The sequence below is a fragment of the Putridiphycobacter roseus genome (assembly GCF_003234935.1).
In the GTDB taxonomy this organism is placed as follows: domain Bacteria; phylum Bacteroidota; class Bacteroidia; order Flavobacteriales_D; family Crocinitomicaceae; genus Putridiphycobacter; species Putridiphycobacter roseus.
In genome coordinates, this window is the sequence record NZ_QKSB01000001.1 from 528,503 (window position 1) to 545,554 (window position 17,052).

Consider the following 17,052-nt stretch of genomic DNA (forward strand, 5'->3'; position numbering starts at 1 on the left):
CTATTTTCTTTTTGGGTTTTTTGGTACCTCATCCAATCCTTGTCCGCCCCAAGGGTGACAAGTACTAATTCTTTTTATCCCCATCCAAGACCCTCTAAGCGGTCCCCATTCCTTGATCGCATCAATTGTATAATTGGAGCAGGTAGGGTGATAACGGCATGCGCCTGGAAGAATAGGAGATATAATCCATTGATATATCTTAACTGGAAAAATAAAAATTGCTTGAAAAAATTGTCGAATCATCTTACGTAATCTTGTCGGACCACCAGCGCTACCCAGCCATCATCTAGCTTAATAAAACCTTGGTCGTAACAAAAGTAATACTTTCCTCCCTTTTTAGTGTTATAAACATTGGTATGAAATCCAAAATTGTAGCCTTCCTCTAATAAAGTAGATTCTCTAACTTTCGATTTTCCTTTTGGATTAAACCTTGCTAAAATTCTTCTATTCCGTCTTAAAACATTGTTTACCCTTCTAATATAAGTATTGAAATCCTTATTCAACTCATTGTGATAGGCATTCCTGCAATAGTCAGAGCAATACTTTTTATCTGCACGACCAGATATTTCGGAATTACAGGCTAAACAAAGTTTTTTTTTGGTTTTATCAGACATAGCTTTAAAAACTTGCCCTATAAATGTAATCTTTTTTTATAATATTGCCTATCTTCGAATCAAATAATTTGAATTGTACGGAAAAATAGACATACAGGAATTACCTAAATTTGGCAATTTAGAACTCCTAGCAAAACAAGTAGTTGAAGGATTTGTAACTGGACTGCACCGTTCCCCTTTTCATGGGTTTTCGGTAGAGTTTTCGGAACACAGACTTTACAACCCTGGTGAATCGACCAAGAACATAGATTGGAAATTATACGCAAGAACGGACAAACTATTTGTAAAAAGGTATGAAGAGGAAACCAATTTACGTTGTCGCTTTGTTCTCGACATATCCTCTTCCATGTACTTTCCTGAAATTACAACTACTAATAAGGTGAATAAATTAGGGTATAGTGTATACGCTATAGCCAGTTTGATGGAACTACTCAAAAAACAAAGAGATGCTGCAGGCATTACTTTATTTAATGATAAAATAATTGCAGAGACAGCTATTAAATCTTCCAACAAACACCATAAACTCATTTATGCGGAGCTAGAAGGCGCCATGAAGGAACAGCAATCAAGTCTAAACCATCCCACCAAATTAATTGAAGTATTACACCAAATAGCAGAAAGCACACATAAACGCTCTTTAATCGTTATTTTCTCTGATTTGTTTTCCACGGAGACTGTGGAAGATCTTACAGAGGCATTCTTACATTTAAAACACAATAAACATGAAGTTATTCTCTTTCATGTTTTAGACAAAGACAAGGAGATAAATTTTGACTTCATCAATAAACCGACTGAATTTATCGATTTAGAAACTGGACGTAAAGTAAAGGTTCACCCCAATGAAGTGAAGAATAATTATAAATTAAAGGTAAAAGAACGAATTGATGCGTTAAAATTAAAATGTTCTCAATTTAAAATAGACTATATAGAAACAGATATAAATCAAGGTGTTGAATTCACTTTACAGCAGTATTTAATCAAGAGAAGTAAGATGATTTGAAAAAAAAATAAAGTTTTTTCGTTTTTTCCATTGTCATAAGAAAAAGTATACCTACTTTTGCCCCGCTAACAACGGTAGCAAGTTTGAAATTTCAAACTTCAAAAGTATTAAAAACGGTCTGGTAGTTCAGTTGGTTAGAATATCGCCCTGTCACGGCGAGGGTCGCGGGTTCGAGTCCCGTCCAGACCGCTTTTTAAATTATTGCCTATATGGCTGTAGGTATAGAAACCCCCAAAGAGTATCAAATTCTTTGGGGGTTTTGCTTTTTAGTCACTTTTTCTATAACCCATGGCTTGGTGATATTTCAATTTGCATTTTAATAAATAGTAGCTCCCCTGTTTTAAATTTTGCTTTTTAAAAACCTATCCTTATATTTCATGGATCATGTTTTACGTCTACATTAATTATGCTAAAACTTTTGATAAATATTATATTGGTCAATCAAATGACTTTTCAAAAAGATTAGCACAACACAATAATGGTTTAGTAAAATCAACTAAACCTTATCTACCGTGGAAAAATGTTTGTCTAGTAAAAAAAGACACAAGAGCAGAAGCAATGAGCTTAGAAAATAAAAAACCTTAACCGCATGAGACTTATACAGTTTATTGATAAATATGGCCCAGTCGCTGAAGGACTGAATTCAGACAAGCATTAACTTCGTCTTTACTGTAGGTATAGAAACCCCAAAGCGTTCACGACGTTTCAGTCGGAATGCAGATAAGCGAAGCTTCGTCTGCATATCAAATGCAACTTTTATTAGACCACTCCCCCACTCAGAACACAGAAATTTATACCCTTGTCACAAAAAAGCACTTGAAATCAGTCATTAACCACTATATTTTTTATATTTGAATCATAACCAATAAATTACACAAGTGATATAAACGTACCTAGGTGTTCATACCCATACCTTGGATGTAATAGTAAAAATGAAAAATATATTAATTCTTATCGCAGTTACTTTGGCAATTTCATCAGGTTACAGTCAGGTAAAGAATACGCAAACTACCGATCTATTTATGCAGAAAATTGATAGTGCCAATTCCTTAATGGGAAATGTTTCGATTTCAAAAGCAGGTGAAGAAATATATCAATACTCACTTGGATATGAAAATTATGGTCAAAAATCTAAAAACTCAGAAAACACAAAATTTAGAATAGGGTCAGTTTCGAAGTCATTTACAGCAGTAATGATTATGCAACTTATTGAAGAGTCTAAGCTGTCTTTGAATGATAAATTAGAGTCTTTCTTTCCCGATATTCCCAATTCTGATAGTATATCCATAGCGCAACTACTAAAGCATCAAAGCGGATTATTTAATATCACTGAATCTTCTGGTTTCTCAACTTGGATGGAATCTTTTCATACGGAAAAGGAAGTAATTAATTGCATAGTAGCAAATGGAGCAGTTTTTAAACCAGGAAGAAAGACAAAGTATTCTAACACAAATTATATTTTATTGTCTTTCATCCTTGAAAAAATTGAGCAAAAAGATTATTCCAAAATACTTAGAGATAGGGTGACAAGCCCTTGCTTATTAAAGAATACCTATTTCAGCGGAGAAACCAATGAATCTGTAGATCAATGCCTTTCATATGTTAAGGGAAATTATGATTGGACAAATTCAACAAATACAGATATCAGCGTTCCAATGGGAGCAGGAGGAATTGTCTCTACTCCTAAAGATTTAAATTCTTTTTACTTTCAATTATTTACTGGCAAACTCCTTAATGACAGCTTGCTAAACCTAATGATTAACAATGATAATTTATACGAATTCGCGCTGTATCCTGTAATCTCTTATGAGGATAAAGTTTGTTTTGGACATGAAGGAAGGATTGATGGATTCCATTCGTATTCCGTTTACTTTCCTGAAGATTCTATTAGTATATCATTCTGTGCAAATGGTGATGCTGGCTACCTAAATGACATATTATTACATACACTATATTCTTATGATTTGCTAAAACCTAAGGAGCAAACTTACACCACAACTAATGCCAACTTAGCACTAATAAAACTAAATACAGTTCTACTAGTGAAAGTTAACAATGAGCAATATCAGTTCCTAGAACAGTCAAGAAAGAATGTTTACAAATCAAAAACAAGCAATTTATTACTTAAGTATACTAAAGCTAGAGTTACGCTAAAAATGGGTGCAGAAAAAGTAACTTTTGATAGGAAATAAAACCGCATACAACAAAGTGTAAAATTCATTATTGCTAAGGACCTTAGTTACAACAAAATTTCACACAAACTTTAGCCATCAAAAAATTAAAAAACTTGGTATTTTGGGTGATATAAGCCTAGGTGTTTATCGCCCCGTGAAATCGTTTTTTATCAGAAAAAAAAGCCGATTCATTTATTGAACCGGCTTTTAAAGTATAAGTTTAAAAAATGATTAGAACAATACTATTTTCTTTAGCATAGCGGAACCATCTTCAAACTGCATGCGGGCTAAATAAGTACCTGCCGCTAAATTAGAAACGTTTTGATTTAATATCGTTGCTCCTTCATTCAGACTGATTTTTTCCGTCATCACAACACTACCCATTAAATTGACAATACTTAAAGTAGCGGTCGAATTTTGAGACACATTGTTTACACGAATGGTAATCAAATCTTTTGCAGGAACTGGATACAAATCAATTGTTATTTCATTTTCAATAGTCTGACTCACTGCATCTATACTGGTTACTTTCATAAAAGTATTCAATGTGGTATTGGTCGTAATTGGTGCATTGTAATCAAAAAAGATATCCGCCGTATTGGTAAATTCTGTCCCTAATGGACTACCAGCAATCGGTTGAATACTGTAACTAATCAAACCAGAACTCAAAGCATCACCATAAGTGCTTTTCCATGGTAAATTAATGTTTTCAAAAAAGAAAGTGACTAATCCCGTTTCACTTACAGTTGTGGTATAAGCATAGTCAGAATATCCCGGTTTTAAAGTGGTCCAATCCAAATCAGCATCTAACTGATCGGTAACCGAAATGTTTTGCGCAAAATAAGTCCCTTCATTTTGAAAGTGAATGGTATAATCAAATTCTTTGGTATCCATTGAAACAAAACCTTCCACACCTTGTCCTCTTGGAGACACTTCCTTGTAATTTGGATCGTACGAACCAATTACAACTGGTTGATAAGTATTCACATTATTCCATGGTGTGTAATCCAATAACCAATTTACGTCAATTGGAGCCACATTAGCCACTGTATCATAAAAGTTCAATACGGTTCCCAAAGGAATATTTGTCGGTGCGCTATAATTCAATAGCATTACGTTTGACGCATTGGGACTAAGTGATGGAAAACCGGACTGTATGCTATATGCATAAGGAGCCGCAATATTATTTAACTGAACAAAATTAAGTGAAGTGGAATTTAAAAAGGAAACCTGAGCATCTTGCTCATACCCCATTTGCACTCCTGATTCAGTAACTGTACCTTGATTTTTTACAATCACTTTTTGCTGATAATTGTTTCCTGGAATAGGTGGAATATTTGCGTTAACAGTCACTATTTTCAAATCGTGAATAATGTTCATGTCATTTGCGATATTCACAACAGTATTACAACCGGTTGCAGCGGTAACACTTACCGAGTTGGTATTACTTTGACAAGCAGCCAATGGATAATAAGCATTTACTTGTTCAGAAATAGTGTACGTTCCTGAAGGCACTTGAAAACTATAATATCCATTTGCATCTGTAAAAGCATAACCTATACCTGAGCAATGTATCATAATGTTTTCCACGCCTACTTCTGTTGCGTCATATACGCAATCCGCATTTGCATCCACGTAAACATTACCAGAAATAGTACAATAACAACTACTGCTTGTATTTGCATTTGTAATCCAAAAATGTTTTGAACTACTACATCCATTCGCATCTGTTACCGTTACCCAATAATCGCCAACACCTAAATTATTTACACTTGCCGTAGTAACGCCGCCAGAATAAGAATAAGTATAAGGAGCAACTCCACCATATGCATTTGCAGTAACTGCACCATCAGTATTAAATATACAAGTTGCAGGTGTAGTTGAAACCGCAATATGTACAGGAGAAACACTAGACAAAGTAGTCGATTTATTAATAGAACAGCCTACTGCATCTGTTATTTGACAAGCGTAACCTCCTAACGAAACCCCGGAAAGCACATTCGTTGTCGCTCCATTACTCCACAAATAAGTAAAAGGTGGATTTGAACCTGAAGCACTTACACTAACGGTTCCTGTAGTATTAGGACAAACAACAGTAGAACCGTTAACACTTCCATTGATTGAACTAATTGGATTAATCAACACACTTCCAGTTCTCACACAACCAACTGCATCTGTCACTTGAAAAGCATATGTTCCTGGATCAAGATTTGAAAGTGTTGCACCTGTGGCTGCTGTATTTGAATTCCATGAATAAGTATATGGAGCTGTACCACCTGTTGCAGTCAAAGTAGCTGATCCAGTAGCAGAAGTACATTGACTTGGTGTTGCAGTATAAGTAACATTTATTGGCGTATTAACACCTACATACGAATACCCTTGGCCTGTACAACCATTGGCGTCTGTTACAATTACAGTTTGTGAGGTACCACCTGACAAATTAGAAGCAGTCTGTGTATTTTGACCGTTGCCCCATGCATAACTGTATGGACCAACTCCACCGGATCCAAAAGCAATTACACTTCCATCTGATTGAACACAAGTCGCACTTGTCATACTTGTATTTACAGACACTTGTGGATTCTGCGAGATATAAGCCCCTAAATAATTAGATTGACAACCTTGCGCATCCGTAACTACTAACGGATAATAACCTTGCGTCATACCACTTAAAGCGGCAGTCGTAACGCCATTTGCCCAAAGATAGCTGTATGGCGCTGTTCCTCCAGTACCTACTGCGGTTGCAGTACCATTAATACAGCTTGCATCCGTTGTACTTATAGTGGCAGACACGTTAGATATCTGATAAACATTGGCCGCAGAATCTGATACTTCTAAAACACAACCCGTAGTTTGATCGGTAATAACTACTGAATACTCACCAAGTGGAACAACTGCATTATTTCCAGTATAAACTGCCAAAGTTTGCGTATTTGTCCAATCAAAAGTAAAAGGACCAGTAGACCCACCTTGTTGTGTTGCAGTTAAAGTACCCATGGTTGCTGGACAAACTGGAGAAATAGCTGAAGTATAAAAATTAAAAGACGGTGTATAACCACTTTGATCCCATGCGCTTAATGAACCATCACTGGCTTGGCAAGACATATAACCATAATTATCCATCCCAATATTTGTCAATTGATCCGTCAAGGAATTTACATTCGCATGGACAATGGAAGTTCCATTAATAAAATAAGTATAAGTTATCGGCAGTGACAATCCTGTAGCGGTAACGGTATAAATACCGTCATTATTACATGGCACTTGCGTAACCACACCCACTAAGTTCTGGCTAAATATGCTTGATGTAAAACTGACCATGAGAATAAGTAAGAGAAATAGCTTTTTCATAATTCTGAATTTTAAGTTGTTTAATTCAAATACGTTACCAAAAACAAATAAGTTGTCTGACCAAAATTAATTAAATACTTTTCACCCAAAAAAAAACCACTAAAAATAAGGCTCATGCCAATGTAAGCAGTACTTCAAAGCACAATGGATTATTTTTAAATAAAAAATAACACGCTTAAAACTAAAATATACAAATCATCCAATTTTATAAAAAAATTGATCGTGTGAAAAATATATTTATATTTAACCTATTAACATCTATCTAACAGTAAGATACTAACTAAAAAAATCATTGTTATTAGTACTTTCTGCTTCACTATTTCTAAGCTGTCAACCTATTGTGATGCGCCTTTACGGAATGACAAAACCAAAATTTGAAACTCAAAATTCACTCCTAAAAAACAAACAAATTTGATTTAGACAACACAAATTTGGCAACCTTAAACACTGAAAACTTTTTAGTGGAAATAAATAAACAAGGTATTCCACAAGGAGCTATTTATGATAAAAATGGCAACTACATAGAATACAAGCTATCGGACAACACTTGCAACGCTGGACTATTCCATTTTATCCCTGCTTTAGACACAACGATTTCGTACAACAAACCCGACAACTTAAATCTTAAAGGAGAGCTAAATAAATTCAACGACTTAAATGACAACAAGTTAAATGCGGTTGTGCCTGCAGATTTCTATTTACTGATTTACTATACCGTATGGTCGGGGAAACTAAATAAAGACCACGTTAAAATATGGGAAGATGCCGCGAAAAAAAATACGAATTGCAACATTAAAGTGATTAAAGTAAACATGGACTTTCAAGAAAATTGGGAGGAAGGGTATAAAGAAAAAATCAAGCAGGCGACTAGCAAAAAGAAATAGCAAACAAAACTTTAAGAAATAGCTTAAGCTTTAATACAGTTTGGTAATAATTGCGTATTTTTATTAAAACACCAGACATGAAAACAGTATTTATCATTCTTGGCGTGCTTTTATTGGTATTTGTTATCATTCAAATCTACACCATGAAAACCCAAAGCAATATTGAAACCTATCCTTATAAGGTTGAAAAAAAATATGAAAAATTTGAAATTCGCAGTTACGCTGCAAGCCTGTTCACTTCGGTTAAATTAACCAAAGAGTATAAAACTTCTTCCAGCAAGGGCTTTTCCATTTTAGCTGGCTATATTTTTGGTGGGAATGATAAAAAAGAAAAAATTGCCATGACATCTCCAGTAGCCATTTCATTAGACGACACAATGACTATGATGTTTCTAGTACCAAAGGAATACAAAAAAGAAAATTTACCTGCGCCAAACCAAACCCAAATAAAATTTAGAGAAGAACCTGCTAAAAGAGTAGCAGCGATAACTTTCGGAGGTTGGGCAAATGATGAAAAAATAAAAAATTATAAAATGGCGTTAAAGGTAGCCTTAGACAATGAAGGGATTAAGTATTCTAATCGATTTTATTTTCTTGGTTATAACCCTCCCTTCGAAATGATTGGTAGAAAAAATGAAATCATTGTAGAATTAGACAATTAATTACCACTAATCTTTATTTACAAATCTCCCCCAAACCAGTCAACCCTTATGTTACCACTGTGCTTTTGACAGTTGAAAACCGTATATTTAAAAGCGTAAACACAATATTTTCTTACGTGACAATTATACCATAATCTTTAATTACAACACTATATATTTGTGAACGGATGAAAAGCTATCAAAAAATATTTGCCGCCAAATACGATTCGTTTATGAGGAATTTAGAAAATTCTTTAGGACCAATTAGAAAAGAATTATTAGGTGATTTAGAAGGAAATATTTTAGATGTAGGTTCTGGTACAGGAGTAAATTTTGAATACTTTAGCCCAAAAGCGAACGTAATAGCCGTTGAGCCATCCAAATTTATGTTGGACAAATCAGAGCTTAAATTACCTAAAAAAGCGAATATTACTACTTATAATATTGATGTTACAGACAAAACATTAGACAACATTGTTCCCCAACACTCCTTAGATTACATTATATGCACCCTTGTTTTATGTACTATTCCAGATCAAAAATTAGCTTTAGACAAGTTCAAGAAATGGTTAAAACCTTCAGGGAAACTTATAATTTTAGAACATATACATGCGCAAAAAAAAGTCAATAGAATATTGCAAAACATGGCAAATCCAATATGGCAGCTGGTAGGTGATGGCTGTAATTTAAACAGAGATACAGATGTCTTCATTAAGGCGGCTGGTTTTAAACTAGAAAGTGAACATTATTTTAAAAAAGGACTGCGTTTTTACCAAGCCATATTTACGGTTTAAAATGTATCTAAAAAAAAATATTAATTTTGATACTAAAGGACTCCTAATTCATTAATTTTAAAAAAATAAAACAAGAAAAGACATGCAAGTAAACTGGACAAAAGAAGAATTGAAAATTTACCTTCTGATTTATTGCGCAAACGCAGATTTTTCAGAAACAAAGTCTGAGATAGCATTTATAAAATCAAAAATTAAAACCAGCAATTTTGAGCAATTGCATGCTGAATTTGATAAAGACAATGATTACCAAAGTATTCAAAAAATTCAATTATCCATGAAAGAAAATGGTTATTCAAAAGAAGATAAAGATGCCTTATTTGAAGACATAAAAGCAGTTTTCTTAAGAGATGATAAATATGATGTTTTAGAACAAAACCTCATGATTGGATTAGGACATCTACTGAAATAAATATAATGTTTCTAACATTCAAAAATAAAATGACAAAAGGAAAATATTTAATACTGGCAATAACTACTTTATTGATGGTAAGTTGCGGTTTACAAGATGAAAAATCCATTAAAAATAAAGCTGAAAAAAAGGTAGTTGAAAAAAAACCTCAAGATATGCTTCGTGAAGCATATCAGCTTTTTAAAGAAGGCGACGACACGGAATCTATCCACTTAGCGAATAAAGTTTTACAAATAGGAAGAGACAGTAAAAACGATACCTTAATTGGTAATGCCTTAACTTCGTTATGCCGAAACGCTCAGCGAAGCTTGGACACCATTAAATTAGCAGAATTAAGTGCAGAATTAATGGATCTAGCTGCCTCATCTGGCAATCAAAAATGGCTGATGTATCGGGCCCATATGAACGCTGAAATGTGGCGATTAATTGGTAACATGGATAGAGCTGAAGATTTTTACAACGAGAGTATGAGAATCAGTTATGAAACTGGTGCGACTGGTATGTATACCATTGATCATTTTAACAAGTCATTTGTTTCCACAGCCAAAGGAGACTTTACTACTGCCAATACCTTAATTAAAAAGTATTATCAACTGAGAAAAGAAGAAAATAATGAGACCGAAGATGCTTATGGTTTAATTGCTTTAGCTTATTTACTAGAACAGCAAGAAAATTATGAGGGTGCACATGAAGTTGCGGTGGTGACAAGAAGATTATTCAAAGCACAAAATATTTTTCCAGAACCACCTGACGAAAAACCATTGATAGCCGTGGAGCTGAAAGTTCAAGAAGTATTGCCACCTGCAACATTAACAGCAATAAGTGAAAATGCTACTTCAGCATCTGTTTCAGCACTACTGGAAAAGTATTTGAAATAGATTTATTGCATGTAAATTCAAATTTGTTACTATCCAAAACACCAACCAAAGTAAAAGGATATCCCCCTTCTATTGATTTCTAACCATACCATTCATAGGTATAGCCTTATGGCAAAATCCAATTAATCTTTATTTCTTTTATCTTGTACTTTTGCTAAAAACTCAGGCGTAACCACTTCCACTCCTTCTTCTAATGCTGCTTCATTAATTTTTGTAATAATCATCTTCAGAAAGATACGTGGTACTTTTGTCAATTGTTTATAAGCATCTGGATGCCATTTCACCGGCGATTCCATTCTTTCAACTTGGTATTTAACAGAGTCCACATTTACGCCTTTCGCTTTTGGAATAGGCTCAGCAAAAGGATGAGAATGCTTACTAAACCAAAATTGTTTACTGTCACGAAATCCAAAATCGACAGGTAAAGTAGGGAAGCCTTCTCCTTTTTTCAAATATTCGGCATAACGCTCTTGCATGATAATTTTATCAATACGCAATAAAAAGTGTGCTTCAATCTCAGGACCGTCGTATCGGAAAATATCTGATTCCTCTAACGTGCATTCAAAAATTTGGACCGACTCTTTTATAATTTCTGGAAACTCCAATTCAGCAACGTCAGGATTTTTTTCTCTTGTAGAAGGAATCAGTGTAAAAATACTATCGGCCATTTTCTCTTTGGTCGTCTCTCCTGGATAACCTAATTCCACGGCATTTTTTAAATAAGCTTTATCGTAAGGAATAAAATTTAATGCAACCGTCTTCCGCTTTCTAATATTTTCAGCCGTATTAGAAGTCCCTCGACTAATTAGCATCATATAGTGATTTTTAGAAATTCCAAAAGGAAAACACAGGGAATAAGACCCAATATTTGTTAATCCGTTCTCCGATTTAGTCGTGCAAAGCACTACCGGCATTGGAAAAAAAGAAGAGGTTTGATAAAAATTATCCAACACTTTTACGTCCACAAATCTTTCTTTATCCTTATCGTTCCACCACATATTTTTTATATTTATAATTTTAAAACTTTTACTAACCACAGTTTAATTTCTGCCACATCTGTCTCCACCTTAGAAAGATCAGAAGCACCAGTTATGCCATTTACGCCTGCTATGGCATTGTCTCCCGCAGCAGATGTTGCCATGACAAACATTTTTTTCTCATCATAATACTTTTCAATAAAATCAGCGGTATTTTTCTCTGGACTAAATTTCTCCCATGTGTGTATTAGAATAATTGCATTCCAATCCGCAGGCTCAACCGTTTTTAAATCTGTTGCATCTATAACTTTAAAATAAATGGTATCAAAAACTTCATCTTCCAGAACCCCCTTTACTACTTCTTTTTTAAAATCACTTCCCTGCGTGACCACTAAAACTTTTAAATTACTTGCTTTATCTCCTTTTTCAAAAACAGCTACAACGCCCATAGAATAAGTCACACTAAACCAAGCTAAAAAAAGGAAGAACAGTACCAATACAGAAAATACACCAATAATAATCTTCTTTTTCATTTTCTTTGAAATATGTAATAAAGGTAAGGCGGGAATACGTATAAGGCAATGACTAAGGTCAGCTTTATCACCCCCCTCTCTCGTTACATAAAATTTAATGGACATGCAATGGTTTAGTCGTGACTGGTAATTCTACAAGCCCTATTTTTAACCATTTTTAAAACAAGTTAGAAAATTCAAGATTAATTCATTAGATTTGATTTACTTGCTGTTAGCCTATGTTTTCCACTGTATATAAAAATAGGCCTCAAACGAACTAAACTTTAACATCCTAAAAAATTAGCCTCCATCATGCGTAAAACTAAACACTTCTATCCCCTTGTTTTCATGCTATTTTTACTAGGCTCTTGTTCCATATTCGGCATTCATTTTGAAGTTCACAATCCAAACCATTCGGGAAAAACACCTCATTTTTCGAAAGAAACAATTCTATTGGGTGAATTATCCAAATACAGAACTTGTTTTGATGTATTTTATTACGACTTAGCCCTAGACATTGCCCCAGAAAGCAAATCTTTAAACGGGACAGTAGAAATTCACGCTGAAGCTTTAACAGATTTTGACACGCTTCAAATTGACCTGCACCACAACTTTGAAATAACAGCATTAGTTGAAATTGAAAGTAAGCGTTCTTTAAAATATTTCCGACAAAAAAGAGCGGTATTTGTATTACTTTCTAAACAAAAAAACGAAAAATTCAGTTTGAAAATTGCTTACAACGGCAAACCCATCAAAGCTAAAAAAGCACCATGGAAAGGTGGATTTGTCTGGAAAAAAGACAAAGAAGGCAACCATTGGGATGGTGTAGCTTGTGAATCTATTGGTCCAAGTATCTGGTGGCCATTAAAAGACCATGCTTCAGATGAGCCCGACAGTATGCGATTACATTATACCGTACCTAGCGACTTAATGGCAATTGGAAACGGACAATATAAAGGAAGCACCACTGTAAATAACAAGTCAACCTATAATTGGTTTATCTCTTATCCAATTAACACTTATAATGTATCCCTTTATATTGGAAAATTCAAATTGATACAAGAAACATATAAAGGAATAAATGGGAAGTCACTTGCCATATCCCACTATGTACTAGAAAAAAATTATGAAAAAGCGAAAACTCATTTTAAACAACTACATAAACATTTGGCTTTATACGAAAAAAGATTTGGCGAATACCCTTGGTATAATGATGGTTTTAAATTGGTGGAATCTCCATACCCAGGAATGGAACACCAAACAGCAATAGCGTATGGTAATGGCTATAAAAATGATGCCGACTTTGAAACGGATTATATTATTTTGCACGAAACGGCACACGAATGGTGGGGAAATAGTGTTACAGCAAAAGACTTAGCACATGTCTGGTTACAAGAAGGCTTTGCTACCTATGCTGAAGTTTTATATTTTGAAGAAAAAGACGGCCATACACACTATAAAAATGAATTACACTATAAAAGAATATTTATAAAAAATAAATACCCAATTGTGGTTTTAGAAGGCCGTAGGTGGTTTCATTATCGAAAAAATAGTGATGTTTATAATAAAGGCGCATGGATATTACACTCCTTAAGAACACAGATCAACCAAGACAGTATCTTTTTTGACATCCTTCAAACTTTTTCTGAAAACAACAAATATAAAATAGTAGACTCTGATGATTTCATTCATTTGGTAAATGAAAAAACAAAGGATAATTATAACTGGTTCTTTAACCATTACCTATATAACAATGAAGCACCATCACTTTCCTATTACATTTCCGACCAAGGCATCCTTCATTATAAATGGTCAAATACGCTTCCCGAATTCAACCAACTCAAACTCGGGCTAACTACCCAAAACAAAGAATATACAATCACACCAACCCACAAGGTTCAGCAATTTACTTTACCAAAATCGGAAGATGGCTATTGGCATTTTAATTTTTCAAACGAAGTACTATTTGCTATAATAAAAGACAAATCATTAATCAAAGCATGACAAATAATTTAAATAATAACCTTCGAAACATGCCATATTAATGATTATAAAAATTCAATACACCATACCTAAAACTGACTTTACTATTGGCTTATATTTTTTAAGGTATACCGAATAAAACTAATTTCACCACTATTATTAATCCCGCTTTTCAATTAAAGTTAAATTATTACGTTATCTATAAAAAGCTAGAGTTCATCACTATTGGTATTAAATAATAAATATATGCAAGATAATTTTCATACAGCAATTCCAAAATCGGAAATCATCAGAAAATATATCGCTTATTATTATTTTCATGAATCCGTTTCAGAAACAGCCGTAAAATCCTTCTTTTATTACCCCCATTACAAAAATGCATTGACCATTTATAAGGACTCCATTGTTACCATGGAGAATAGCTACACTACCTGTACAAAACCTGCTAAAGATGGTTTCTTTATTGGATATACACAAATAACAAAACATGCTGCAAAAGCAATCCTTTATCCGCCATTCGATAAAATTGGCGTCGTTTTCCAACCCTTAGGTCTTAATAGATTTTTAAATGGAACATTCCAGGAATTAGTTAATTCGCCTATTCATTTAAACTTCAATCATTTTAAGAATGCTATGGAAGACACCTTATTGAAAACATTTGAAACTAAAGACATTGATAAGAAAGTAGCGCAATTAGATGCATTTTTCCTCTTAAACCAAACTAATTTTGAAGAAAAAAAATTAGAGCAAGCCATTACGCTTTTATTGACAAAAGAGCACAAATATACCGTAGCAGAGTTATCGGAGGTATTGTCAATTCATAGAAAAACATTATTACGTTTATTTAGAAAACATTTAAACTGTGCTACCATTGAATATATCAAATTGATACAGTTCAGAAAAGCAGTTGAAACATTTCAAAGTTCAATCGAAAAATTATCATTAACAGATGTAGCTTATAAAAGTGATTATTATGACCAAACTGAATTCATTCGTCATTTTAAACAATTAACGGGATTTAATCCTAAATCTTTTTTCAATAAGCTTTCGAACTATGGCGGTAAAGAAACTTACTGGACCTTTGAATAAGCTTGATTTGTCCCAAAAATACAATTTTAGTTCACTAAACTGTTTTATATTTACCCAGTAAAAAGCATTAAAGCCAAACATCTTAAAGAAATGAAAATCACATTACAATCTATCTTGTTTTTATTTGGGTTATTGATCAGCAATAATACCTTCTGCCAAGGTGCCATATCCTCTTTGGTAAATGACAGCCAATCGAGTATTGAAAATAACCAGCCAACTTGTGGAAGTTACCATTACATGGAACAGGTGAATAATGAATCTAGTAATTACTTTGATCTCTCCACCCAATTAATGCAGCAAATCAACGCATTAGTGTTGGACCAACAACAGAACCGCGCCTACGAAGATTTGTATGTCATTCCTGTCGTTTTTCACATTGTATACAACAACAATCAAGAAAACCTACATGACTCTGTTCTATTAAATCAAATAACAATTTTAAACGAATGTTTTAGGAGAAAGAATGCCGACACCACCAATACCAGAAATGTGTTCCATCCCCTTGTTGGCGATTCAAAAATAGAATTTAAACTGGCAGATATTGATCCAGCTGGCAATCCAACAACAGGCATCACAAGAACCTCTTCTACGGTCAGCAATTTTGGTGGAATTCTTCCATATGGTGCATCTCAAACACAAGAGATTCAAGACTGGATAAACGACAGCTTATTTTACAACTTCTTTAGAATCACTCAGTCAAGTTTAGGTGGCAGTGACCCATGGAACACAGATGAATATTTAAATGTTTGGATTGGAGATTTAAGAATTTTAGAACCACAGTTCAACAACTTAGAGGAATTGGTTTTTTTCGGTTTATCGACACCACCTTCAAATCATCAAAACTGGCCAGACTCCGTATTACAAATTACGGATGCTTATCACCAAGGTGTATTGATGCATTATGTAAATATTGGCGCCAACAATCCAAATAGTTTACCAGCACCATACACAGCATACAATGGTTTAGTAAACAAAGGAAAAATGTTGGTTCATGAAACTGGGCATTATTTAGGTCTAAGACACATCTGGGCTGACGGCGATTGCACAATAGATGACCACATTTCGGATACGCCACTAGCTAACAATCCAAGTCAATATAACTGCAACCCTTCTTTAAATAGCTGTGTGGACAATATCAACGGACAAGATTTACCAAACATGACCGAAAACTACATGGATTATTCAAGTTCTGATTGTCAAAACGCCTTTACTATTGGGCAAGCAGATGTGATGCGTGCCGTCCTTGAAAATTTTAGAATAGATTTACCTACAGTTATTTCAACTGCTAGTATCGCAGAAAGTAACTTATTAGAAAAGGTGATTATATACCCTAACCCAAGTAATGGAAATGTGTTTATTGACCTAGGGACAAATATTGAAAATGTGCAATTGAGCATATTCAATGGCGTTGGTCAGGTAGTATTAACGAAAAATTACGTGAAAACAAAAATCATTCCTCTTGGATTAGCAATAGAACCAGGCGTATATTTTGTTCAATTGAGTACAGAAAATGGTAAACAATGGTCGCAAAAAATTATTATTGAATAGATCAAAATGGACGGTCAATTGTAGGTTTCTTCCCTTAATTACACAATTTCAATTTTATATTTCACTTAAACGAAACACTGCTGGAAAGTCATAATATCTCCTACATCTTCAACTTGGGTAAAATAGTAATTGAAAAAAAAGTGCATTTCACGCAAAAAAAAATACCCTTAAGAAGTACATTTACTCGAACATTTCATA

Annotated in this window: 16 protein-coding genes and 1 tRNA gene; 12 read left to right on the plus strand and 5 right to left on the minus strand. The window is 34.0% G+C overall.

The genetic code is table 11. From position 1 onward, the window contains the following. Positions 1-243, minus strand: coding sequence for a membrane protein insertion efficiency factor YidD (gene yidD, locus DNU06_RS02215; protein ID WP_111061566.1), 243 nt, complete (start codon positions 241-243; stop codon positions 1-3). Then, positions 240-614, minus strand: a complete 375-nt coding sequence (locus tag DNU06_RS02220; protein ID WP_111061567.1) for a hypothetical protein — start codon at positions 612-614, stop codon at positions 240-242. The genes yidD and DNU06_RS02220 overlap by 4 nt, the downstream gene beginning before the upstream one ends. 73 nt (positions 615-687) lie before the next feature. Between DNU06_RS02220 and DNU06_RS02225 the strand changes: the two genes are divergently transcribed. The 4 genes from DNU06_RS02225 to DNU06_RS02240 all read left to right on the plus strand — a co-directional run bounded on the left by DNU06_RS02225 (position 688) and on the right by DNU06_RS02240 (position 3,806). Then, entirely contained in the window at positions 688-1,614 is a 927-nt protein-coding gene (locus DNU06_RS02225; protein WP_233502927.1) for a DUF58 domain-containing protein, read from the plus strand. Between the two features lie 115 nt (positions 1,615-1,729). Then, a tRNA-Asp gene (locus DNU06_RS02230) sits at positions 1,730-1,803 on the plus strand. Positions 1,804-1,998: 195 nt separating this feature from the next. Beyond that, positions 1,999-2,199: a GIY-YIG nuclease family protein gene (locus DNU06_RS02235; protein WP_111061568.1), complete on the plus strand. Its 201-nt coding sequence runs from the start codon at positions 1,999-2,001 to the stop codon at positions 2,197-2,199. A 347-nt stretch (positions 2,200-2,546) separates the two neighbouring features. Then, complete coding sequence (locus DNU06_RS02240) at positions 2,547-3,806, plus strand: serine hydrolase domain-containing protein (RefSeq protein ID WP_111061569.1); 1,260 nt, start codon at positions 2,547-2,549, stop codon at positions 3,804-3,806. Positions 3,807-4,019: 213 nt separating this feature from the next. Here DNU06_RS02240 and DNU06_RS02245 read toward each other — a convergent pair whose 3' ends face one another. After that, on the minus strand, positions 4,020-7,139 hold the full coding sequence (locus DNU06_RS02245) for a DUF7619 domain-containing protein (protein ID WP_111061570.1): 3,120 nt from the start codon (positions 7,137-7,139) through the stop codon (positions 4,020-4,022). A 431-nt stretch (positions 7,140-7,570) separates the two neighbouring features. On the opposite strand from DNU06_RS02245, the gene DNU06_RS02250 reads away from it, so the two are divergent. The 5 genes from DNU06_RS02250 to DNU06_RS02270 all read left to right on the plus strand — a co-directional run bounded on the left by DNU06_RS02250 (position 7,571) and on the right by DNU06_RS02270 (position 10,745). Further along, complete coding sequence (locus DNU06_RS02250) at positions 7,571-8,023, plus strand: hypothetical protein (protein WP_111061571.1); 453 nt, start codon at positions 7,571-7,573, stop codon at positions 8,021-8,023. A 77-nt stretch (positions 8,024-8,100) separates the two neighbouring features. Next, the gene (locus tag DNU06_RS02255; protein ID WP_111061572.1) at positions 8,101-8,685 is read left to right on the plus strand and encodes an SOUL family heme-binding protein; all 585 of its coding nucleotides are present in this window, start codon (positions 8,101-8,103) and stop codon (positions 8,683-8,685) included. A gap of 212 nt (positions 8,686-8,897) precedes the next feature. After that, complete coding sequence (locus DNU06_RS02260; protein WP_158526799.1) at positions 8,898-9,458, plus strand: class I SAM-dependent methyltransferase; 561 nt, start codon at positions 8,898-8,900, stop codon at positions 9,456-9,458. Positions 9,459-9,540: 82 nt separating this feature from the next. Next, positions 9,541-9,867, plus strand: coding sequence for a hypothetical protein (locus tag DNU06_RS02265; protein ID WP_111061574.1), 327 nt, complete (start codon positions 9,541-9,543; stop codon positions 9,865-9,867). 29 nt (positions 9,868-9,896) lie between these two features. Then, positions 9,897-10,745: a hypothetical protein gene (locus DNU06_RS02270; RefSeq protein ID WP_146239115.1), complete on the plus strand. Its 849-nt coding sequence runs from the start codon at positions 9,897-9,899 to the stop codon at positions 10,743-10,745. 122 nt (positions 10,746-10,867) lie between these two features. On the opposite strand, the gene DNU06_RS02275 is transcribed toward DNU06_RS02270, so the two are convergent. Next, positions 10,868-11,743, minus strand: a complete 876-nt coding sequence (locus tag DNU06_RS02275; protein ID WP_111061576.1) for a PCP reductase family protein — start codon at positions 11,741-11,743, stop codon at positions 10,868-10,870. A gap of 11 nt (positions 11,744-11,754) precedes the next feature. Further along, positions 11,755-12,255, minus strand: coding sequence for a hypothetical protein (locus DNU06_RS02280; RefSeq protein ID WP_146239116.1), 501 nt, complete (start codon positions 12,253-12,255; stop codon positions 11,755-11,757). A gap of 291 nt (positions 12,256-12,546) precedes the next feature. Here DNU06_RS02280 and DNU06_RS02285 point away from each other — a divergent pair, with 291 nt between their 5' ends. The 3 genes from DNU06_RS02285 (at position 12,547) to DNU06_RS02295 (ending at position 16,854) form a co-directional block, all read left to right on the plus strand. Then, entirely contained in the window at positions 12,547-14,238 is a 1,692-nt protein-coding gene (locus tag DNU06_RS02285; RefSeq protein ID WP_111061578.1) for a M1 family metallopeptidase, read from the plus strand. Between the two features lie 225 nt (positions 14,239-14,463). After that, positions 14,464-15,306 carry a helix-turn-helix domain-containing protein gene (locus DNU06_RS02290; protein WP_111061579.1) on the plus strand — a complete coding sequence of 281 codons (843 nt, stop codon included), beginning with the start codon at positions 14,464-14,466 and terminating at the stop codon, positions 15,304-15,306. A 90-nt stretch (positions 15,307-15,396) separates the two neighbouring features. Further along, on the plus strand, positions 15,397-16,854 hold the full coding sequence (locus DNU06_RS02295) for a zinc-dependent metalloprotease (protein WP_111061580.1): 1,458 nt from the start codon (positions 15,397-15,399) through the stop codon (positions 16,852-16,854). Positions 16,855-17,052 lie beyond the last annotated feature (198 nt).

Bases quoted from the DNA above. Each gene is read 5' to 3' on its own strand.
- yidD (WP_111061566.1), bottom strand. From the start codon at position 243: ATGATTCGACAATTTTTTCAAGCAATTTTTATTTTTCCAGTTAAGATA.
- DNU06_RS02220 (WP_111061567.1), bottom strand. From the start codon at position 614: ATGTCTGATAAAACCAAAAAAAAACTTTGTTTAGCCTGTAATTCCGAA.
- DNU06_RS02235 (WP_111061568.1), top strand. From the start codon at position 1,999: ATGTTTTACGTCTACATTAATTATGCTAAAACTTTTGATAAATATTAT.
- DNU06_RS02240 (WP_111061569.1), top strand. From the start codon at position 2,547: ATGAAAAATATATTAATTCTTATCGCAGTTACTTTGGCAATTTCATCA.
- DNU06_RS02245 (WP_111061570.1), bottom strand. From the start codon at position 7,139: ATGAAAAAGCTATTTCTCTTACTTATTCTCATGGTCAGTTTTACATCA.
- DNU06_RS02255 (WP_111061572.1), top strand. From the start codon at position 8,101: ATGAAAACAGTATTTATCATTCTTGGCGTGCTTTTATTGGTATTTGTT.
- DNU06_RS02260 (WP_158526799.1), top strand. From the start codon at position 8,898: ATGAGGAATTTAGAAAATTCTTTAGGACCAATTAGAAAAGAATTATTA.
- DNU06_RS02265 (WP_111061574.1), top strand. From the start codon at position 9,541: ATGCAAGTAAACTGGACAAAAGAAGAATTGAAAATTTACCTTCTGATT.
- DNU06_RS02270 (WP_146239115.1), top strand. From the start codon at position 9,897: ATGACAAAAGGAAAATATTTAATACTGGCAATAACTACTTTATTGATG.
- DNU06_RS02275 (WP_111061576.1), bottom strand. From the start codon at position 11,743: ATGTGGTGGAACGATAAGGATAAAGAAAGATTTGTGGACGTAAAAGTG.
- DNU06_RS02280 (WP_146239116.1), bottom strand. From the start codon at position 12,255: ATGAAAAAGAAGATTATTATTGGTGTATTTTCTGTATTGGTACTGTTC.
- DNU06_RS02285 (WP_111061578.1), top strand. From the start codon at position 12,547: ATGCGTAAAACTAAACACTTCTATCCCCTTGTTTTCATGCTATTTTTA.
- DNU06_RS02290 (WP_111061579.1), top strand. From the start codon at position 14,464: ATGCAAGATAATTTTCATACAGCAATTCCAAAATCGGAAATCATCAGA.
- DNU06_RS02295 (WP_111061580.1), top strand. From the start codon at position 15,397: ATGAAAATCACATTACAATCTATCTTGTTTTTATTTGGGTTATTGATC.